Annotated in this window: 18 protein-coding genes, 1 pseudogene and 1 riboswitch; of the genes and pseudogenes, 5 read left to right on the forward strand and 14 right to left on the reverse strand. The window is 40.7% G+C overall.

Translation table 11 applies throughout. The annotated features are described in order from the left end of the window. Positions 1-28: 28 nt before the first annotated feature. A riboswitch (cobalamin riboswitch) is annotated at positions 29-253 on the reverse strand. A 136-nt stretch (positions 254-389) separates the two neighbouring features. Together AC04NP_RS26075 and AC04NP_RS26080 are read right to left on the reverse strand one after the other, a co-directional pair. Continuing rightward, positions 390-647: pseudogene (locus tag AC04NP_RS26075) on the reverse strand (efflux RND transporter permease subunit); the annotation flags it as partial. Between the two features lie 25 nt (positions 648-672). Continuing rightward, positions 673-1185, reverse strand: a complete 513-nt coding sequence (locus AC04NP_RS26080; protein WP_482863006.1) for a gamma-glutamylcyclotransferase — start codon at positions 1183-1185, stop codon at positions 673-675. Between the two features lie 595 nt (positions 1186-1780). Here AC04NP_RS26080 and AC04NP_RS26085 point away from each other — a divergent pair. From AC04NP_RS26085 to AC04NP_RS26095, 3 genes are read left to right on the forward strand one after another with little or no spacing between them, the layout of a single operon-like run. Then, positions 1781-3958, forward strand: coding sequence for a peptidase domain-containing ABC transporter (locus AC04NP_RS26085; RefSeq protein WP_482863007.1), 2178 nt, complete (start codon positions 1781-1783; stop codon positions 3956-3958). A 13-nt stretch (positions 3959-3971) separates the two neighbouring features. Continuing rightward, positions 3972-5342: an HlyD family secretion protein gene (locus AC04NP_RS26090; protein WP_482863008.1), complete on the forward strand. Its 1371-nt coding sequence runs from the start codon at positions 3972-3974 to the stop codon at positions 5340-5342. Beyond that, positions 5339-6814: a TolC family protein gene (locus AC04NP_RS26095; RefSeq protein ID WP_482863010.1), complete on the forward strand. Its 1476-nt coding sequence runs from the start codon at positions 5339-5341 to the stop codon at positions 6812-6814. The genes AC04NP_RS26090 and AC04NP_RS26095 overlap by 4 nt, the downstream gene beginning before the upstream one ends. 26 nt (positions 6815-6840) lie before the next feature. On the opposite strand, the gene AC04NP_RS26100 is transcribed toward AC04NP_RS26095, so the two are convergent. Together AC04NP_RS26100 and AC04NP_RS26105 are read right to left on the reverse strand one after the other, a co-directional pair. Continuing rightward, entirely contained in the window at positions 6841-7791 is a 951-nt protein-coding gene (locus AC04NP_RS26100) for a bifunctional helix-turn-helix transcriptional regulator/GNAT family N-acetyltransferase (protein WP_482863011.1), read from the reverse strand. Positions 7792-7807: 16 nt separating this feature from the next. After that, on the reverse strand, positions 7808-8281 hold the full coding sequence (locus AC04NP_RS26105) for a YbaK/EbsC family protein (RefSeq protein ID WP_482863012.1): 474 nt from the start codon (positions 8279-8281) through the stop codon (positions 7808-7810). Between the two features lie 220 nt (positions 8282-8501). On the opposite strand from AC04NP_RS26105, the gene AC04NP_RS26110 reads away from it, so the two are divergent. Then, entirely contained in the window at positions 8502-8840 is a 339-nt protein-coding gene (locus tag AC04NP_RS26110; RefSeq protein ID WP_482863013.1) for a hypothetical protein, read from the forward strand. 123 nt (positions 8841-8963) lie between these two features. Here AC04NP_RS26110 and AC04NP_RS26115 read toward each other — a convergent pair whose 3' ends face one another. The 7 genes from AC04NP_RS26115 to AC04NP_RS26145 all read right to left on the reverse strand — a co-directional run bounded on the left by AC04NP_RS26115 (position 8964) and on the right by AC04NP_RS26145 (position 15849). Beyond that, complete coding sequence (locus AC04NP_RS26115; RefSeq protein ID WP_482863015.1) at positions 8964-9878, reverse strand: helix-turn-helix domain-containing protein; 915 nt, start codon at positions 9876-9878, stop codon at positions 8964-8966. Further along, on the reverse strand, positions 9875-10099 hold the full coding sequence (locus tag AC04NP_RS26120; RefSeq protein ID WP_482863030.1) for a DUF4160 domain-containing protein: 225 nt from the start codon (positions 10097-10099) through the stop codon (positions 9875-9877). The genes AC04NP_RS26115 and AC04NP_RS26120 overlap by 4 nt, the downstream gene beginning before the upstream one ends. 550 nt (positions 10100-10649) lie before the next feature. After that, complete coding sequence (locus AC04NP_RS26125) at positions 10650-10859, reverse strand: hypothetical protein (protein WP_482863017.1); 210 nt, start codon at positions 10857-10859, stop codon at positions 10650-10652. A 560-nt stretch (positions 10860-11419) separates the two neighbouring features. Continuing rightward, on the reverse strand, positions 11420-12331 hold the full coding sequence (locus tag AC04NP_RS26130; protein ID WP_482863018.1) for an aldo/keto reductase: 912 nt from the start codon (positions 12329-12331) through the stop codon (positions 11420-11422). An 83-nt stretch (positions 12332-12414) separates the two neighbouring features. Further along, positions 12415-13230, reverse strand: a complete 816-nt coding sequence (pgl, locus tag AC04NP_RS26135) for a 6-phosphogluconolactonase (protein WP_482863019.1) — start codon at positions 13228-13230, stop codon at positions 12415-12417. Then, positions 13157-14686 carry a glucose-6-phosphate dehydrogenase gene (gene zwf, locus AC04NP_RS26140; protein ID WP_482863020.1) on the reverse strand — a complete coding sequence of 510 codons (1530 nt, stop codon included), beginning with the start codon at positions 14684-14686 and terminating at the stop codon, positions 13157-13159. The genes pgl and zwf overlap by 74 nt, the downstream gene beginning before the upstream one ends. A 35-nt stretch (positions 14687-14721) precedes the next feature. Then, positions 14722-15849 carry an ATP-grasp domain-containing protein gene (locus AC04NP_RS26145; protein WP_482863021.1) on the reverse strand — a complete coding sequence of 376 codons (1128 nt, stop codon included), beginning with the start codon at positions 15847-15849 and terminating at the stop codon, positions 14722-14724. Between the two features lie 239 nt (positions 15850-16088). Here AC04NP_RS26145 and gndA point away from each other — a divergent pair, with 239 nt between their 5' ends. Further along, complete coding sequence (gene gndA, locus AC04NP_RS26150; protein WP_482863023.1) at positions 16089-17495, forward strand: NADP-dependent phosphogluconate dehydrogenase; 1407 nt, start codon at positions 16089-16091, stop codon at positions 17493-17495. A gap of 575 nt (positions 17496-18070) precedes the next feature. Here gndA and AC04NP_RS26155 read toward each other — a convergent pair. The 3 genes from AC04NP_RS26155 to AC04NP_RS26165 all read right to left on the reverse strand — a co-directional run bounded on the left by AC04NP_RS26155 (position 18071) and on the right by AC04NP_RS26165 (position 20583). Continuing rightward, positions 18071-19429, reverse strand: a complete 1359-nt coding sequence (locus tag AC04NP_RS26155) for a transposase (protein ID WP_482863025.1) — start codon at positions 19427-19429, stop codon at positions 18071-18073. A 378-nt stretch (positions 19430-19807) separates the two neighbouring features. Next, on the reverse strand, positions 19808-20257 hold the full coding sequence (locus AC04NP_RS26160) for a helix-turn-helix domain-containing protein (protein ID WP_482863026.1): 450 nt from the start codon (positions 20255-20257) through the stop codon (positions 19808-19810). A gap of 23 nt (positions 20258-20280) precedes the next feature. After that, a complete protein-coding gene (locus AC04NP_RS26165; RefSeq protein WP_482863028.1) occupies positions 20281-20583 on the reverse strand; it encodes a type II toxin-antitoxin system HigB family toxin in 303 nt (100 codons plus the stop codon). Positions 20584-20585: the final 2 nt, after the last annotated feature.

A 20585-nucleotide genomic window follows, 5' to 3' on the forward strand; every position in this document is an offset into this window, starting at 1 on the left:
AATCGCGAAAGAATTGTCAAATCCTATACAAGTTAGGTCGATGATGGCAGGTTTCCTGGCTTTCCTGACTAGTTGCCCGCCTTCTCATCTTCCATGATAACATCACAAAAGAAAATGGCCTTGTGGACAAAAGCATACTATCCCAATGGTATAATATCGGGATCAGGATTACAGTTGCGCGTCAGCTCGTGATTTTCACACAATTCCCTTTTAATTCCGGCTTCCACCGGTCACCTTAATCGATTTTGATTAAGAAATCAAGTAAAGAACTTGTGCGTAAATATAAGACATCCATTTTAATTATTCATATTTTAATACTTCAACAGGGCTGGCCCTGGAAATACTCAGGCTGTGATGCAATGGTAAACAAGCTCAGCAGAATATTAAACTAAGGCTTCTGCCAATTCTGCGCCATTTGCAAGTAGTTGGTTTGTAAAGTCTACCAGCAAAATCGAGTTTTTAATCTCAATGCCAATAAGGGCAATAAAACCGATAGCAGCCGTAAACGATAGCGGGTTACCGGTTATATAGAGGGCCGCCAAAGCACCAATCAATCCTAGCGGAATTACCGAAAGTACAATCAAAGAACTCTTGAATGAACCGAACTCCAGGATCAGGATCAGAATAAATAGTACAGCAACAATGAGTCCTTTTAAACTAAAAAGAAACGGGCTATTTCATCAATCCCTGGTAGGCATTAGCCACTGACAGTACTTTGTCATCCACCATTACCAACACCCATATTCTCTGGTACTGGGCTCCTTCAAAATTGTCCGGCACCTGCCAGTCGAGTTGTTTTGAAATAAACAAATATCCCGGAATATCCTGCCCTTGGGGCTCCCATTTCATAGCAGGAAGTCCATAGTCCATTCCCCGGCCCATACTATAAAGATTTCCTTTTGAATATCCTTTTTGCCAAACCCCTATCCATGGATCCAATATTTTATGATTAGCTTCTCCTGGCATGAGGGTTCCATAGGTAAACAGGTTTCTACGTGGCCACTCCAGCAATGACTCCAGGTAGTCTTCAACATTTTCATCAAGGGGGGGCGATACCTCATAATTTGAAATATATTTCCCTATTTTTTTAAAAAATGCATGATCTAAAGGTCTTTTATCAAGCTTGCATTCATTGACTTCGGTCAAAAGTTTATTCAGTGTTTTTTCTGTAAATGATCGAATCATGAACTGGAAACCTGTAAGTCATCTAACTACTGGAAGATACCTATATCGAGCAATAGTAAGAAATATTTTTAATAAATTTCCGGTACAGGGAAACCATTCGGACAAAAGCTATTTTGAAAATTCTATAGAAAGTCGATATTATGTACTTTCCATGTTCAATAACAAAGTCCTTTTGAGTCCGTTTGCAATAATAACTGTCATGATGATATTAAATTTAGGCAGCTATTTTACAAAATAGTGAAAAAAGGCAACAAGATGGTAGTATTATCGTAGATGATAGTATTACTATTATCAAATAATGTTTTGCTTTCATAACAAACAAATTGATTTTGATTTTTGTTTAACCGATATGCTTAAATTTAATTCCATTGATACACTTTCAAAGTCCGGGTATCTCCTTTGTGAAATGGTCAGACCGCCAGTCTTTTATCCACACCATTTAGCCTCTGGAGAGAATTCTGTCGAGAATAAGGCAAGAAAAGTTTGTAATGTAAACTACGAATTTCCAAACATGATAATATCAAATTTTGTCAGTAGTAAATAGCCTTTTATCCTCCGGAAAAAATCCGTTGTGGATGTATAGTAAAACTTTAAAATGAACAGTAATAATATTATCAAAATTATTAGGGAGGTAACACATCTCCTTGGGCAGGAGTACAATGAAACCATGCTTGGAGCCAAACAGGTATCCCAGAGAGAGTATGCTTTGGATGAGGTGGTTGAATTCAAGAGGGACCTGATCGAAGCCGGCAACCTTGTTCGTGTTATTTTCCTGGAAAACTCATTATCACTGGCTGAGTTTCCCGCTTTTATACAAAATGTAGAAATACCAGTAGTAGTTTTTTCAATGGAAGGTAACGACCTGGTTCCCGCTATTCTTTTTAAGGATAAAAGAAAGGTTAAACTCCAAAAACTGATTGAAAATGAACCAGTCATTGACTTCACACCGGAGTGCTGTCAAACATTTCTTATCAATGCTGATAACGACGTTATTTTTCTAGGCGTTTTTTCATACAAAAGCCTCGTAAGTGACGACCCCGAGGAGGAAGAGAAAGGAAAGCCCTTTACACCTATGAGAAGGCTGATCAGGTTGCTTTCTGAAGAAAAAAAGGATATTATCAATATTTTCATCTACGCCATTTTTATTGGCCTCATAGGGCTTACTCTGCCATTGGGCATACAGGCGACGATTGAACTGGTTTCGGGGGGTGTTGTAGTTAGTTCGGTTTATATATTAATAGCTTTGGTCATTATTGGTGTGCTCGCGGCGGGAGGTTTGCAGGTGATGCAGATTACCATTGTGGAATACCTCCAGCGACGAATTTTCACCAAGGCCGCCCTGGAATTTGCTTTCAGAGTGCCAAGGATAAAGGTTGAATCCATTCTCAACCAATATGCGCCTGAGTTAATGAACCGGTTTTTCGATGTATTGACACTCCAAAAAGGACTTCCAAAACTATTGATAGACCTGACAGCAGGTGCTATGCAGATCTTTTTCGGTCTCGTCCTCTTATCTTTCTACCATCCTTTTTTCGTCTTTTTCGGCCTGGTGCTGGTGGGCACACTAGCCCTTATTTTTTACCTTACAGGTCCAAAAGGATTGAGGACGTCAATCAAGGAATCGAAATTTAAGTATAAGGTAGTTTACTGGCTAGAGGAGCTGGCCAGGACCATTAATTCTTTTAAATTATCCGGAAACACTACCTTACCGATCAAAAAGACCGAGTACAATGTAAACAGTTATCTGAAAAATAGAAAAGCCCACTTCAAAGTACTGATCAGCCAGTATATGTACATTATTCTTTTCAAGGCTGTCATTACCGGAGGTTTGTTGATTATTGGTACTATTCTGGTGATACAGCGTGAAATTACACTCGGACAATTTGTAGCCTCGGAAGTGATTATTATTCTTATTCTGGGCTCTGTGGAAAAAATCATCCTGTACATGGAAGTGATTTATGACCTGTTGACAGCAGTAGACAAAATTGCCCATGTTACTGACCTTCCGTTGGAGAAAAGTGGTGGTATTGACATGTCCAGAAATTTGAATGGCAAAGGATTTTCTATTGATGTTCATAACCTGAAATACAAATATCCTAACACTGGAAAGTATGCGTTAAACGGTGTAAATCTTAAAATACGGCCCGGTGAAAAGGTCTGTATCGCTGGGAGCAGTGAATCCGGAAAAACCACGCTGACCAATACGCTGTCGGGACTTCATTATGGATATGAGGGAATTGTGACAATTAACAATATCTCATTGCGGGATCTTGATTTGAACAATTTAAGGGACTTGATAGGGAAAAATGTATCACAGGAGGACATATTTGACGGCACCATACTGGAAAACATCCTGGTAGGAAAGCCTCATGCGGAAGCTGAACGGGCTATAGAATCTATCAGGATGGTAGGGCTCGATGAAGTTATTAATCAAATGCCTGAAGGACTGAACACCCACATTGTCAGTGGTGGAAAGGGATTCTCCAGTTCATTCATTAACAGGCTTATTCTGGCCAGATGTCTGGCAAAAAAGCCAAGATTACTTATTTTGAATGATTATTTTGTGCCTTTTCAGAAGCCAGATAAACTGGAACTCATCAGCCTTTTGACCAAAAAAGAACATAACTGGACACTTTTGGCCATTTCCAATGACCCCATCATTATGGCAGCCTGTGATACGGTAGTGGTTATGGAAGGCGGAAACATAAAGGCACACGGCCCGTATGAAGAATTGCTAAAGAACAATGCAATAACGAACTTTATATCTGAATAGAAACTTTAAAAACATGCTGAATATATCCCGACCGAATATAAAAAAAGATACTGACCAGGAGAAATACTATGTGCTGAAAACGCTGAAAACTCCGGGTGCAGGCAGAATTCTGGCCAGGTTGTTGCTGATTGTAGGGTTTCTTTTCTTTCTTTTTCTCTTCTTACCCTGGCAACAAAACATCAGAGGCACAGGGCTTGTCACGGCTTTTACACCACAGGACCGGCCTCAAACGGTAGAATCAGCTATAGCAGGTAGAATTGCTAACTGGAAAATACGTGAAGGGCAATTCGTGCGGCAGGGGGATACTATTTTGACGCTGGCCGAAGTGAAAGATAAATTTTTTGATCCGGAATTGTTGCTGCGTCTTAAGGAGCAAATAAATGCAAAACAATCAAGTATCGACTCAAAAGGCGAAAAAGTGGAAGCCCTACAGGATCAGATCAGGGCCCTTAACGAAGCCCTTGAGGTGAAAGTTGAGCAAGCCGAAAACAAATTTTTGCAGGCGCGGCTCAAGCTTACCAGCGATAGTGTAGACTATGAGGCGGAGAAGATCAGATTTAAAAACTTTCACAATCAATATGAACGAAACAAGAATCTGTATGATGCTGGTAACATCGCCCTCACTAAATTTCAGGACATTGAATCAAAATTTCAGGAAAGCAAAATGAAGCGGATTTCCGCTGAAAACAAGTTTCTTGAGGCTAAAGCTGAGCTAATTAATGCCCGTGTACAAATTACTGGTGTAAATGCCGAATATGCCGACAAAATCAGTAAAGCCAGATCCGATCTGAACGCAACATTGGCCGAGTTGTATGATGGGCAGGGAAGCCTTGCCAAAATGAGAAACGAATATGCCAATATGGAGATAAGAAATCAACAATACCAGCTAATCGCTCCTCAAAGCGGCTTTCTGGTGAGGACCATGAAGGCCGGATTGGGCGAAACCATCAAGGAAGGTGAGGCAGTAGCCACGATCATGCCATCTACGCCTGATATAGCAGTTGAAATGTACGTTAAGGCCATGGATGTACCGCTGCTTTCCAAAGGCCGGAAGGTAAGAATCCTGTTTGATGGCTGGCCCGCTTTGCAGTTTTCAGGATGGCCCAGTGTCTCAGTAGGAACTTTTGGTGGAATTGTGCAGGTGATCGACTATGTGAACAGCACAGGAGGTGAATTCAGGATCCTGGTAACACCTGACCCCAATGATGAAGAATGGCCGGCCCAGCTTAGAATAGGTTCAGGAACCAAAGGATGGGTGATGTTGGAAAATGTGCCAATCTGGTATGAAATCTGGCGACAATTGAACGGATTTCCCCCTAGCCTTTACGAAGAACCTTCGCAGGAAGAAACCTTGGCCGGGAAAGAAAAGGAGGCTAAAAAATGATAAAAAGGCTGGTCATTCCGGTATTGACATTATCCCTTTTGTTTTATTCCAGGCCTGTACAAAGCCAGGAACTGGAGTTTTTTTCTATAGACACGGTGCTGGCACTCCCTGACACGGTGAAGACTTTCAGTATTAATGATTTGTATACGATCATTTTCGCCAACCATCCCATCGTCAAGCAGGCCGCTCTGCTGGAAGAAACTGCAAGACAGGAAATAAGGTTGGCGAGAGGATCTTTTGATCCAAAGCTGGAAGCCGCCTGGGACATTAAGGAGTTTAACGACACCGAGTATTACAATATGTGGAATACCACCCTCAAAGTACCCATATGGTTTCCAATAGACCCGAAGGTCAGCGTAGACCGGAACAGAGGTGTTTACCTTAATCCCGAAAATGTTATACCTGAAAGCAATGATTTCTGGCAGGTAACCACTGGGGTTAGCTTACCGGTAGGTAAAGGGCTGATTATCGATAACCGAAGGGCTACGGTGAAGCAAGCTATTCTGTTTCAGGATATTCTTGAAGCAGAACAAATTAAAATGGTCAATAAAATATTACTTGAGGCTAGTAAAGATTATTGGAACTGGTATTTCGACTACTATAATTACCTGCTTTTACAAAGTAGTATCGTCATTGCCCAACAAATATTTGACAGGGTAAAATTGAATTTTGAATTTGGGGAAGCAGCAGTTGTTGATACGGTGCAGGCACAAATAACCCTGCAGAACAGAACCATCGAAGCGCAGGAAGCCACTGTCAACTTTCTTAGAAGTGGATTAATTTTGTCAAACCATCTTTGGGGAGATAACGAAGAACCACTGGAGTTAACGCCTGATACCGGACCGGCACTGGCAGACTCCTTGCTGATTGTTCCCAATCAACAGGATTTGGAGACGCTGCTTAACCTTGCCCGGAACAATCATCCTGAATTGGTAAAACTGAGTACCAAAATTGAACAATTGGCGGTTGACAACAGGCTCAATAAAGAAAATCTCAAACCCCAACTTGATTTAAACTATAATCTGATCGACAGACCGCTTAATCGCAATGGTGAGTCTCCGGATATTATCCTTGACGATAATTACAAGTTTGGAATGACATTTAGTTTCCCACTGCTGCTGAGAAAAGAAAGGGCAAAGCTGCAAAAAACCAATATCAAAATTCTGGAAACCCAGTATGATCTAAATTTCCGAAGGAAGGAAATACTGAATGAGGTAAACGGTTTTTATGCTTTGCTGACTAATACCTCAACTATTATTCAGCAACAAAGAATTGCGGTAGACAACTATCAAAGATTGCTGCAGGCAGAGCTTTTCAACCTCGAAAACGGGGAAAGTGACCTGTTCCGGATAAATTTTCAACAGGATGCATTGATCCAGGCCCGTTCAAAGCTGTTAAAGTTAAGAACTGAGTACGAAAAAGCCAGGGTCAACTTGCTATGGGCAGCAGGAGTACCAAACCTGGATAATTAAATGTGAAAGTGGGAAATGTATACATCTCATACAATTTCCAATGCTAATTGAATATTGCACCTTTCATAAGGGGAATGCGAGCCTTTCACTTTCTTAAAACCTAATTTATGGTACAGGTTGATCGCAGGTTTCAACTTGGTGTTGCTTTCAATGTAAACCCTTTTTGCCCCCACTGCTTTCGCCTCATCTACAACTTTCTTACCCAGTAACCATCCGATGTTCCGGCCTCTGGCTTCTTCAGCTACTGCCATTTTTGCCAATTCATAGGTATCTTCGCTGAGTTTTTTCATAGCTACTGTTCCTACAACAGTACCATCGTACGAAGCCATAAAGATCCTTCCCCCTTTTTTAAGAATGTCTTCCTCAGGGTATTCCAGTGATCGCACATCTGCTTCTTCTACCTTAAAGTACTTATTGATCCATTGATAATTAAGTTCCTTAAACATCGCCCGATGTTCAGGGGCATAATCGATAATTTCAACGCTTTTGGCTTCCCTTTCCTTCCTCACCTCCTTCACCCTGTCATACAAACTCTTCCGGGCTAAAGTATATTCCAATTCGTTGATCCCCTCCCACACATCATGATTGGTATCCCGCAAAAGATTTTCTACCGCCTTTGAAACATCTGGATAAACCTGGCGCATTTGATCACTTTTACTTTTTCCCTCCTCCGACAGCGCAATGATGGACTTTCTACCATCCATTTGATCTTTACTAATAGTGATGAGTCCCCTGTTTTTCATTTCCTTAACAATTTGACTCACCGAAGCATGGGAGTGATTAATTTTTACCGCCACCTCAGTGATGGTCAAACCGCTTTCATGAGATAATAAATAAAATACCGGAAACCACCTCGGTTCGAGGGTAACGCCATAATCTTTGTAAATTTCTTTTGCCTGTGACAACATGTTTTCACTTAACCTGCGCAACCGGCTACCTAGGGCCAGTTTGCCCACCTCTTCATAAAAGTCTTGCATAGAAGTATATTCAGGATTAAAATAATAGGGGTTTTTCTAACCTTTGCAAAGCTCCGGGGGCCATTGCAACGGAAAACGAAAGATCCCCTGCATTAAAATAAATCATATCTTGTGATAACAAGTCCTTATCCATCAATAATTGTAAGCCAAAAAGTCCTCCGATCGGTGGCAGCTCTCCGAAACTGCAGCCGGTGACTTCTTTGAGTTGTACCAGCGTGGCAAGTCTAATGGTACTGGCTCCGATTTTTCCGGCCAATAGAGCGAGGTCGGCTTTTTTCTGTGCCTGTATAGTCACTACAGCAAAACCCTTTTGCCCATGGCTTCTGTATCTTAATAATAAAGCCTTCGCCTGCTGTTCATATCTTGTGCCAAGTGTACGATGATAATCCTCTGCACTCGCCGCAGGGGGATGATCCAATTTCCAAAAACTGATATTGTTATTATGCAAATAATGGATGATTTTCTCTTTGTTATTAATCATTTCAATCATAACGCTATACTTTTTTGGTTCCTTTACAAATCTCCCGGCCCGCTGGCAGAATGATCAGGTCTGGCTGCCAAACGGTATATAAATATAATAAATTTATATAAGTACTTATATAAATACTATTATTTTTAAGACTATCTGATCATCTACTTTTTTAAACCGTTGGTCTATCAGATTTTATTTAGAAAAAATTTATCCACACCTTTTCGAAAAAGGCTTTGTAATGCTCAAAAACCATTTAAAAATCGCCATCCGTAATTTAAACAGGCATAAATTCCATGCATTTATTAACATATTCGGGTTGGCCCTCGGCATGGTATGTTGTGTAATTATATGGCTGTATTTAAAAGAGGAATTATCGTATGACCGGTTTCACACCGGGATGGAAAACATTCTCAGGATTACTGAAAAAACACAAACTGACGCTCTAATCACTCATACTACGCACATTTACAACGCCACTGCGCCAGCTTTGGCCAATGAATTTCCGGAGGTTTCATCATCAGTAAGGTTTCTGAATTATAACGCAATGGTAACCTCGACAAAGATAAAATACCTATAGGCAAAACCTTCGGAGATGCAGTTATTAAGGAGAGCATTGAAGAAAACATTTGGCGCCGTGGAAAAGAGGATTGACGCCCGGGTTTAGTAAAAACCTTTAAATCTATGGCAATGACGCTCCAATTTAATCCACCTCGAAGATGTTCTGGTCTATCTCTTTTTTGGCAAATTCTTCAATCTTGGAGCACCTCCTTTTACCGTTACTTCCTGAGTTGATCGTTCGTTGAAGATGAATCAGGTTCAGCCAATCTCCTGAAGCCATGAATTTAGCCTGAATTGGCCACAATTCAGGATGATAAAAAAAACCGATAGACTTCGTAGTGGTCAGAATGCTAAACAACACCGGAAATTCAACTTTTGCTAAATCCAGGGTTGTTTTAATGTTTGCCTCCTCTAAATATTTCCGGACTTTTTCATCTATCCCTTCAATCAATGTTAATTCATGTTTATTCGCAATGGCCCAATCTATAAATTCAAAAGATAGAATAGAATTGGAATGATCTTTAAGGAAATTATCTTTTTCATAGTGTGAAACAAAAACATTTTTATTAAGGCCTAATTCGAAAATCTTCCTAAGTGTTCTAAATTCCAGATCTGCCTTATTATTTTCGATTTTTGAAATGTATTGTTTATTGGAGCCTATATTTTCTGCCACGGTCTCTTGGGTGAGTCTGGATCGTTTTCTTATACTTTTTATCTTTTTGCCAAGGTTAAATCCGGATGAAAATTTTTGATCCACAACACTGCTATTGTATATTACCACGGGATCCAGATGAAAGAATGTTTCGAATTGTTCATTTTCTGAAAGCTTTACAACATCCTTTAAATCTTTCCAGGCAAGTGAGTTATTCTCCAGAGAAACTGCATTGAATAGCTCCCTGTTTTTTATGATCTGATACCCAAAATCATCTTCCTGAATTCCAATTTTTTCAAAAAGTAAAACCATATTAATACGTCTGTATTCTGAAGTATTAAAGGCGCAGGTGATGTTTGGAAACCTGACTTCAATTATTTTTAATATTCTTGGTATGCGTCTCATTTTCTATATTTTCTGGGGTTCATTTTGTTAAAAATAGTCAACAGTTTTTCCTGGTTTTCTTTAACAAAGCTGATCGCTATTTTTTCCTGTCTGCAAGGCAAATATCCTCCATATATTGACAAATAATCAATTTCAATCAAAGCCTCAAATTCACCATAAATGGCGTGAACATGGGGCGGAGGGTGATCGCCATAATAACAATCAATCTTTATACCTCTCACTATCTTTAACGTCGGCAATTTTTTTTAGTTGTTTAATTGGATGACTTTTTTAAAAAAATTAGCATAACTCCGGTCACTCTACTACACAAAAAAATTAAAGGGGGATAGGTTTGAAGATTACAAAAACTTCTTTCGCTCTTACTGTTGTCTTATGCTGCTTCATTTTCGCAAATGAAGCTTAGCTTAATTCAGGTTCCGAAACTTAAGAATTATTCTGGTAAAACAAATGATAAAGTCAAATTTCTTTCCCGAAACTTGTGTTCAATTACCTGGTAATCAAATCCATCCTTAAAAGGAAAAATTTCCTTTTAAATATCCATGACCTGGTTCAAGGTTTTTTTGTTGTTGATGTTGTTACCATCGGTGGTAAACAGCAACGCATCGTTAAAGTAAACTGTAATTTTGTAAGTTTTCATTTTGTTTTTATTTAAGTAAAAAAATAGTTCTGATGAAACAAAATGTTTCATTTTCAGTTAAAAAAATTTAGCTTCGTGTTTTATTAATTGAACATACTAATTTTGTAACAATTTGTTTCATTTTTCGAAAAAAATTATTTGAACTTTACCCGGATATCAACAGTCACTTCCGCCCCATATTTTTTAACCAAAGATATTTTGCCATCCAAACTTAAAGCCTTACTCAAGAATCGCTGTTTATAAACTCTCATTTTCGCCCGATCAATTTCATTCAAAGACAGATAATAATCCCTGTCATCGAATATCCTATTAATCGCCTCATCTAATGCATAAATCTTGGACATCCGGTAAATATAGAAAATTTATGAGCGAAACAAGTTATTTTAAATTAGCGGAACAGTCCGGGGGATTAAAAGAATCAAAAAAGATTTAACACAGGCGTGGTAAAAGCTTTCATCAAAATTAAACTTTACCAGGCATTAGAAATTTCTAATGAATGAGTTAAAAGAAAAATATGTTTTGCTGGCATGTTAAAAAGATTTTACGCATTAAAACTCAACCGTAATGTTATTGTTAACTTTCCCACCATACGGTCTGATAAGGTTGATCTTTGTGTCAATGTTTAGAGTATCGTTTTTAAATCTAATCTTAAAATTTTTCATTTTAATCCGATCAGACTTGGAAGGTGAGGGGTAGTATTCCCTATCACCAAAAAGAATTTGTATTGCTTCGTCCAACGTGTATAACGCCATGTCTAAATATATAAATGTTTATTAATATTGTCACAACATTTAATAGACTCGATGAATGGTGGGAGTTCTTTGCCTACAAATAATATAAAATTAGCTGACGACCAATTCTGCCTTAATCTATTGAAGCAAAGTAAAATTGCGTAGGCAGGAACCTAGAGGTTTTCAACATATCCAGCCATCTTTTCTCTCATCACTTGATTGGGAAGAGTTCCCATGCCCGCCCCGAGGTTGTCGGCCATATGGTGAGGCTTGGAGGTGCCGGGAATAACGCAGGTCACCGCATGGTTGGACAAGATAAATTTCAGAAAAAACTGTCCCCAGCTTTGACAGTCAAAGTCACTGACCCACTCAGGCAGGGTATTGCCTTTGATTTTGCCAAAAAGGGAGCCACCTTCATAGGGCCGGTTAATCAAGACGGCTATACCGCTATCCTTAGCCAGTGGTAGGATGCTTTTTTCGGCAGTACGGCTAATAATGGAATAATTTAACTGGATGAAATCTATGGGGTAGTTTTTCATGATCCTTTCCATGTTGTCATAGGCGCTTTCCATATAATGGGTAATGCCAATGTATCTGATTTTACCCTGTTCTCTCCAGTCCCTTAATGTCTGCATATGGGTTTGCCAATCCACAAGGTTATGAATCTGCATCAGGTCCATCCGCGATTTTTTCATACGGCGCATAAATGTTTCCATTTGTTTGATACCAGCCTGCTTACCGCTGGTCCAGACCTTGGTGGCCATAAATAACTTTGAGACAATCCCTAGCTGCGATGCCAAATCACCAACCACTCCTTCAGACCGGCCATACATGGGCGAAGAGTCAACCACGCTGCCACCTCGACCTGTCAGTGTCTTTAGCACATTTACTAGAGGCGCACGCTCTGCTGCAGAACTGCCTACATCAAAAGTTCGCCAGGTTCCCAATCCTACCATAGGAAGCTCTTCTCCACTGGTTGGAATTTTCCGCGTTTTAATGGTATCGTTAAAATTTAGTGGATGACTAAAGCGCAATCCAATAGCTCCCAACCCGGCGAGTTGTTTAAGTGCTGTCCTTCTTTTCATAACTTAAATCTTTTTAGGATTATACTGATAGCATGATTTCACAAATGCCTGATTTTGTTGGCTGCCGGGGACTGGTTAAGATACTACTCACGTAGGCCTCCGGCAGCAGTGCGATCCAAAAACCAGCGAAGTGACCCAGGTACTCCGGCATTTGGCTGTACATAGGCGGCAGGATACTTTTCCCAATTCCCTGTATTATTCAAAATCTCCGCCACGACCTCCGATTTTCCATCGCCAGCTACCAGGAAACAAATGTTAGTGGCATTGTTGATAACAGTACCCGTTAGGGTGATTCTTTGCTGGCCGCTTTCGGGATGCCTGGCCACCTCGCAAAATCGATCACTTTTCAATAAATGCATTTGTCCTGGAAATATGGAAGCCGTGTGCCCGTCGGTACCTAAACCCAAAATGACCAGATCAAATGCCGGAAAATTTCCGGTTTGCGGCAACAAATGCTTCATCAAATCACCATATCGCTCCGCCTCGGCTTTCGGGGGTGATTCTCCATGTATTCTATAAATATGGTGTGCTGGTATGTTGACCCTATCCAACAAGTTCTGACGGGTCATGAGAAAGTTACTCTCCTCATGATCCGGGGGCACACACCGCTCGTCTCCCCAAAAGAAATGTATTTTAGACCAGTCGATCTTGTGGCTGTATTGCTTGCTGAGGATCTCGAAAAACAACTTTGGGGTACTTCCTCCCGACAAAGCCACATTGACGATAGATTTTTCACTTGTAAAATCATGAAACCACTCAGCAAAGCCTGCTGCCAGGGAGTATGGGTCATCAAAAATCAGTATTTCAGGCACCGGTTTCATGTCGTTATAATTCACAATAAGCCCCGTCACCAACCAGGTTCTTGCAGGGATAGCGCCAGGTAAAGTTTTCTCCTTCAATCAATTGATCGGCATGCTCTGGGCCCCAGGTCCCAACAGGATATCCAAAAATCTTTATACCATCTGACTCCTGCCAGGCCTTTAAAATTGGATCGACAAAGGCCCAGGCGGCCTCCACCGAATCTCCGCGTGAATAAAGTGTCGCATCTCCCAGTATGCAGTCCAGCAGCAGCCGTTCATAAGCATCGGGCAGATAGGAGTCGTTTAATTTATCATAATGAAAATCCATATTGGTATTGGTTACACGGAATCCCTCGCCAGGAATTTTAACTCCGAATTTCAGCAGAATGCCTTCGTTGGGTTGAATTCGTATTACCAGGGTATTTCCTGAGTTTATATGGTCATTGGTGAAAGTGAATAAACGATGGTGGGTGGGTTTAAAATGCACCACTATTTCTGTAACTCTGGTGGGAAGTTTTTTTCCGGTTCTAATATAAAATGGGACATCGGCCCATCGCCAGTTATCAATGAAAAATTTTAATGCGGCATAGGTTTCGGTTTTCGACTGCGGATCCACACCTTCTTCTTCCCGGTATCCCGGAAAAAACGTTCCATTGATCCTTGAACCCACATACTGCCCCCTTATGACATTTTTTCTGATATCGTCAAAAGTTAACGGACGCAGGGATTGAAACAGCTTCAGCTTTTCATCCCTGATAGCAGCAGCACTGGATTGGTTCGGGGGTTCCATGGCTACCAACGCGACAAGCTGAAGCAAATGATTTTGCACCATATCTCTTAGCGCCCCCGAACTATCGTAATACCCCCCTCTTTTCTCCACACCAACGCTTTCGGCAGCTGTTATTTCAACGTGATGAATGTAGTTGCGATTCCATATAGGCTCAAAAGTGCTGTTGGCAAAGCGCGTGACCAAAACATTTTGCACTGTTTCTTTGCCAAGGTAATGGTCGATACGGTAAACCTGGTTTTCCGTAAAAGAGGACAACAAATCACGATTTAATCCCATGGCCGATTCTAAGTCATAACCAAAAGGTTTTTCAACAATCAGCCGCTTCCATCCTTTTTCCTCCTTGTTTAAAGCCACTTTTGCCAGGTTATCTGCAATGGGCTGGTAAAGGCTCGGAGGCGTGGATAAATAAAAAAGATAATTTTCCTGTGTGGCACATTTCTCATTAGTCGCCGCAAGTCTTTCTTTTAAAATCGCATAGTCACTGTCTTTCTGAGAGTCCATAGCCTGATAGTAAATGTGCCGGGCAAAACCCGCCATATTATCATGACTGGCTTTTTCATTTTTCATTAAATGAGGATTATCATCCACCACCTTTTTCCGGTAAGAATCATTGGTGTACTGCGTTCTGCCCAGGCCCAATACCGCAAAACAAGAAGGCAAAAATCCACGGCAGTGCAAATTGAACAAGGCCGGTATTAACTTTCTTACCGTTAAATCTCCGGATGCTCCAAAGATCACGATAATGTGGGGATCAGTTTTTTTCATTTTACAGGTTGTTAGTTATGGCCGTTTTTCAGACTTCACCTTTCTGCAAAGTCAATATAGTAACCGGTCTTTTCTATAAAACCGTTCATTGTTGGAACGGTTTTGCCCTCCGTGTAATAAAACTCCTGGTACAGGTGGCCGGATACCGGTTTACTGTCTGAATAGTCTACGGTACTTAAGGGTGGCTGCGACAAAAACCTGAGTATGAAGGCCTGGCCATTTGTACCCTTTACCGCCGTGAAGCTTGAAGGATCGACATGTCGTGTTAGCAAATGGGGCATGGTTATTTCCAGCAGGTCAATGCCTTTGGTCATCTTGATTAACCTCCATATGTGGCAACCATCAAACCGGGGAGTAACTTCTATGATATAAGGTGTCTCACGGTAAATGCTTATCTGAAAATATACTGGCCCATTGGAAATATCCAGTTTGTCAACGGTTTTTGATACCAGTGTTTTCAAAGATTCTTCCATGTACGCGTATTTTGATGGATACAGGTGCTCCTTGATAATTCCTCCGGGATATTCTTTATGACTAATCCTGTCTGACAGGTAGAAAAACGTTATCTCTTTATTAACGATATAAGCATTGATAGAGATTTCGTCACCTTCCAGATATTTTTCAATAATCACCTCATGGCTCGAAGAAAATTCCATTGATTTTTGAAAATTGGCTTTCACCTCATCAAATGATCCCACTTGATAAATGCCTCGCTGACCCTGGCTGTCGACGGGCTTTATCATGGCGGGGTAGGTATCCCATGATTCCAGTTCGGTCAGATGCTTTCCTTTACGGAACGGTATGTTATAGCTGAAATCTGATCCGAGTGATTCCCTGAGTATGGCTTTATTCTGACAAACATTGGCAGTTTTTTGACTGATAAAACTAAAAAGCCCCTGTTCCTCGGCAACGAATGCTATCGTCGGCATAGCCACATCCGAACCGATGGAATAAATCAGATCAATGTTATTGGCCTTCACATATTGGAGTACCCTGTCCGCATCTTTTATATCAATTAATTCAAAGTAATCCACATATTGCTCCCCTTTGCCGGATTTTAAGTAACTGCAGGCATGCACTTCGAGCCCATATTCTTTGCTCCATTTTATGAGATCAAGTTGCGCATTGCCAATACCTAAGACTAATATCTTTCTCCTGTCCATAGACCTAAAAATATCATAGGGCGGCAAAAGTTACGTAATGAATTTTAATTTTTTTATTTTACAATCGATTATTTAGACAGTGTTTAAACGGGATAGATTTGATTTCATCTAATTTAAAGACCTGTGTCGGGCTGCCGCATCTGGCCTGTTTTTTAGGATAAATCGGATTGATGTAAAGCTTGAAAATGGTGCTAACTGGCCGGCAGCTATTATGGTAAACTTTTAAAATAGGTATTAACATGAAAGAAAATTTTGATTTTGGCATGGTAGGGCTGGGAGTAATGGGCAGAAATTTTATTTTGAACGTAGCAGACCACGGTTACGGGGCTATTGGGTTAGACACTGACCAGAAAAAAGTAGATGCTCTGGAAGCCGAAGCGGAAGGTAAATCCATAAAAGGGACTGTTTCCAGGGAAGTCTTCGTGAAAGCATTAGCATCCCCAAGAAAAATCATGTTGTTAGTGCCGGCTGGAAAAATTGTAGATGTGGTCATCGAAGACCTTTTACCGTTGCTTGAAAAACGGGACCTGATCATTGACGGCGGTAATTCATTTTATCAGGATACCAACCGCCGGAGCGAATATCTGCATGCAAAAGGCATTCACTTTTTAGGCACAGGGGTTTCAGGCGGAGCCGAGGGTGCCCGGTTCGGGCCAAGTATTATGCCAGGGGGTTCAAAGGAGGCATATCAGATTATCGAGCCGGTTTTCAAAGCGGTCGCAGCCAGAATAAATGAGGAGCCCTGTGTGGCATACATGGGTGATACTTCCGCCGGCAACTATGCCAAAATGGTTCATAATGGTATCGAATACGGCTTGATGCAGCTAATTGCTGAAATATATGATGTGATGAAAAAGGGGCTGGGACTAAAAAATGATGCCATTGGGCAGATCTTTGCGGCCTGGAATGAGGGAAAGCTGAAATCTTTTCTTGTAGAAATCACCGCTGCCATTTTCACTCAAAAGGATTCTTTCACCGGTGAGGATCTGATAGACATGATTCTGGATAAAGCCAGGCAAAAAGGGACAGGAAAATGGACCTCACAAAACGCTATGGACCTGGGAATTCCTGTACCGACTATTGATGCCGCGGTGACCATGAGGGGAATCTCGGCCCTGAAAGATGAAAGAGTGAAAGCCAGCAAAATGTTTAATCAAAGCAACGCTGTATCAACTGTCCGCGAAGATTGGGTGACCATGCTGGAAGATGCCCTATACACTGCCTTTATCGTCACCTATGCCCAGGGCCTGGCCCAACTATCAGCGGCTTCGATAGAATACAGCTATCAACTAAGTATCGAATCGGTGGCGCGTATCTGGAGGGGGGGATGCATCATCCGCGCCGCTTTGCTGGAAAATATCAGAACCGCCTTCGATAAAAAGCCTGATTTGAAAAACCTGTTGCTGGACGAAGAATTTTCCGGAATGCTGGACCAATCCCAGGGAGGTTTAAGAAACGTATTGAAGCTTGCCATCGACAAAGCCATCCCGGTTTCTGCCTTGGGTGCCTCGTTATCTTATTTTGATGCCTACAAAAGTGAAACCCTGCCACTCAATCTCGTACAGGCCCAACGCGATTACTTTGGCGCTCACACTTATGAAAGAATAGATCGGGAAGGTATCTTCCACACCGAGTGGTCACCATAAAATTTGGTGTAAACGCCACCGAATTTAATCGCCATAGAGGGGCAATTGGCAATGGAAAGTTGACAATTGACAATTATTTTATGGTATACACCCTTGGGCCAGGGCCAGCGATGATGAAATCATCTCATCCTCTCATCATTAAGTCCATTGGATAGCGCAAGCGTCTCGTGGCTGTTGCGCAACTTAACAATGTATCTTTATTTTATCGGTGCAAAGCTCTGTGTCTCTTTGTGTCTTGGTGCCTCCGTGGTGAAAAATGGTTCACCACAAAGTTCCCCTAGGTCAGACAATTGACCAAACATCTAACAAAAATAACTAATTCATAAGTGTTTGATATTCAACAATTTAAAAATTACTTAGGCCTCCCTTCTAATTAGGTTATTCATTAGTCTTATTGGCATCTAATGAGTTGGGGTTTGGTAATTTGAACAATATTTTGAAATGATAGTCTTGTTTTATTATTAGCATAGTACAATTTTAATGTTGATACGGGTGCACTGAATGGCTAAATTTCAGGACATGACGTACCTATCCTGTCTTTGCTTTGATTCAGCAGTACAATTATCGTAGTTTAGCTAAGCTGCTTTTTTGAGCGACGCTTCGGATGGGGGTTTGCGCCTGCGTTTGGTCAATAACACTGCATTGGCAGCCATGACACCAAAAAACACCCAGGTTTTCTCGGTTGCTTCTCTTAGGGCCTTGACTTTTCTAAGGCCATAATGATTTTTGTGATTGCCAAATGCACCTTCCAGGTGAGTAGATCGCACTTTATTGATTTGTGACTTCAATACATCAATGGCTTTGTTTTTGTTGTGATCTTTTGGCTGGCGGCCTTTTGTTACGAACCCGTGAAAGATTTGTTTTTCGCTTAAATACCTGCGGTTTTCGTTGGTCGCATAAATTCGATCAGCTGCTAGTTGATGACAGTGACCAAAAGCTTGTTTGTGTTTAGCAACAGTGATTTTCAGCCGCTTACATTCATTGAAGGGATTGAATTGCATACAATCAAACCAGCTCACCCCATCGCATTGGAGCATATGCGCTTTCATGCCCCATTCATTGGGCTTGTTTTCTTTACCTGTTTTGATGGTTCTGATATAGGGTTTGTGTAAAGAAACGATCCGGTCGGCAATTTTGGCCTTTGGATCAAGGGCTAGTTTTTGTTGCTGCATAAGCACCTTTTTGATGGTGCGAAGGTAATGACCTTGTAAATGGGTCAGCGTTAAGTTGGGATGGTCGTCAAGGACTTGCTGCAGTTGATCCAGGCCTTTCCTTAACAGGTAAAGTAAGGAGGTGTGACGTTTCCTTCCTTTTTTGTAAGACTTCTTGCGCAGTTTAAAATAAGTCTGTTGCTTACGTTTCTGGTCAATGAATTTGTTCCTGGGTCTTTTGATCTTCAATAGCTTGCAGCTTTTGAACAGTATATGCTGGTAGCCCCAAATACAACTCTCCCAAAGTAATTTTACATCGGTAGGAAATCTTATATAAGACTCGTAAACGGTCGCATCCATCAACAACAAGGAAGTTAAATCCATATCATCCTTCCAATGGGAAAGTAAAACCCCTTGAAGTTGCTGCCAGTCAGCCTGGTCGGCTACATAACCGCGTACCTTGGATAAAATGGCGGTGTCTCTGACCTTTTCGGTCTCTGATAACAGTTTACCACAGAATAATTGAAGGGACCAGTCCGTATTAAAACGCTCAATTAGCTTTTCATCGCTGGTATCCAGTAAGTGTTTTAAAAACATGAGCGCCAACATCCCCTGATTGGTAAACCAGGGCTTTGGGCCTGTTTTGGATTTATCTATCCGTGGAAGGCAACTTGAAAGCGCTTCCCAAGGAATGGTCTGATGGATTTGGCCCAAAGCGGTCTGCTTGAATAAGTGCAATTTTGGATGATCAAACTGCTCAACTTGGAAAAGTGTTTGTTGCATAGTAGATTGGGGTTTGGATTGTTATTTTTCTCAACTACAATCTAACACTAAACCCCAAAAAATGCTATATGTAGTACGTTTTTGGGGTTTTTATTTCAATATCTAACCTTTAAAAACCCTCAAAAAGCCCTGTAAGCCCATTATGACAAGAAATAATTAATTAGAAGCGAGGCCTATTTATTGGCCGGTTTGGCAGCCGTTGTGGTTGCTTTGTTAACGGTTAGCTGGCATGCTGTGAGTGCTGCATTGATGAATCCGGTAGACAGCCTTAAGGACGAATAATCAAAATTCGGTTAAGGCCTTTTTTATTATCCTACTTTAATCACTTCTAAGGTCTCTTTATGGCTAAAAGCGAGTGTTGTGCAACCTGTTCAAAAGCTAAACTGTGACAACATCTCCCAAATCCTTTTTTGTGTTCATCAGGCTTGCATCGTGGAAATGTCTGTTCACTTCATTAACTAATTTATATGGACGATTAAATGCCTTCTGAGACACTTTGAAATAATCTGAGAGTTTGCGAATGGTTTCTTTGGAAAGTCCCTTATGGTAGTTTAATATTTTCGAGACAGTTCCTTTCGATAAACCTAATACTTTTACAAGATCTTTTGGTTTCATATTATTTTCTTCCATCATAGCCTTGATTAACTCAACGGGGTTAAGATCATCAAACGTGCTGTGCTCTTTATCCCATTTTTCAATTAATAAGTTAAGCAATTCTATTTCATCGGTTAAAGCTTCTTTATTCTGGGCTATTAGCTCTTCCAGGATATTGCAATACTCATTGTATTGTTTTTTGGATTTAATGATGGTATATTTTAATGTTTTCATCCTTTCAATTTTCATTTTACGGTTCAGTAAGCATTGATAATATATTGCTCCCTATTTTTACATAATTTTGTGTACTCTGAATGGGTCCCCATCCAGTTAATAAATAGATGCACTCTATTCTTACCAAAACAGTATTTACATATCATCCTGTAATTGTTGCCTCCAATATTAAACACCACTCTATTGATTCCATTTCCTAAAATATCAGCACTGTTGAAGGTGGCAAGAATATCCTCAGGTTTATTCCAATTTGCATACTTAACAATTGACAACCAATTTTTAAAAGGAACCTGACTTTGAGTATTTCTATTGATGTAATCCTCTATTC

The organism is Agaribacillus sp. DX54 (assembly GCF_056858335.1).

Coding starts and splice junctions, on each gene's coding strand:
- AC04NP_RS26125 (WP_482863017.1), bottom strand. CDS start 10,859: ATGTCCAAGATTTATGCATTAGATGAGGCGATTAATAGGATATTCGAT.
- gndA (WP_482863023.1), top strand. CDS start 16,089: ATGAAAGAAAATTTTGATTTTGGCATGGTAGGGCTGGGAGTAATGGGC.
- AC04NP_RS26155 (WP_482863025.1), bottom strand. CDS start 19,429: ATGCAACAAACACTTTTCCAAGTTGAGCAGTTTGATCATCCAAAATTG.
- AC04NP_RS26080 (WP_482863006.1), bottom strand. CDS start 1,185: ATGATTCGATCATTTACAGAAAAAACACTGAATAAACTTTTGACCGAA.
- AC04NP_RS26095 (WP_482863010.1), top strand. CDS start 5,339: ATGATAAAAAGGCTGGTCATTCCGGTATTGACATTATCCCTTTTGTTT.
- AC04NP_RS26110 (WP_482863013.1), top strand. CDS start 8,502: ATGCTCAAAAACCATTTAAAAATCGCCATCCGTAATTTAAACAGGCAT.
- zwf (WP_482863020.1), bottom strand. CDS start 14,686: ATGAAAAAAACTGATCCCCACATTATCGTGATCTTTGGAGCATCCGGA.
- AC04NP_RS26090 (WP_482863008.1), top strand. CDS start 3,972: ATGCTGAATATATCCCGACCGAATATAAAAAAAGATACTGACCAGGAG.
- AC04NP_RS26085 (WP_482863007.1), top strand. CDS start 1,781: ATGAACAGTAATAATATTATCAAAATTATTAGGGAGGTAACACATCTC.
- AC04NP_RS26105 (WP_482863012.1), bottom strand. CDS start 8,281: ATGATTGAAATGATTAATAACAAAGAGAAAATCATCCATTATTTGCAT.
- AC04NP_RS26100 (WP_482863011.1), bottom strand. CDS start 7,791: ATGCAAGACTTTTATGAAGAGGTGGGCAAACTGGCCCTAGGTAGCCGG.
- AC04NP_RS26160 (WP_482863026.1), bottom strand. CDS start 20,257: ATGAAAACATTAAAATATACCATCATTAAATCCAAAAAACAATACAAT.
- AC04NP_RS26130 (WP_482863018.1), bottom strand. CDS start 12,331: ATGAAAAGAAGGACAGCACTTAAACAACTCGCCGGGTTGGGAGCTATT.
- AC04NP_RS26115 (WP_482863015.1), bottom strand. CDS start 9,878: ATGAGACGCATACCAAGAATATTAAAAATAATTGAAGTCAGGTTTCCA.
- AC04NP_RS26145 (WP_482863021.1), bottom strand. CDS start 15,849: ATGGACAGGAGAAAGATATTAGTCTTAGGTATTGGCAATGCGCAACTT.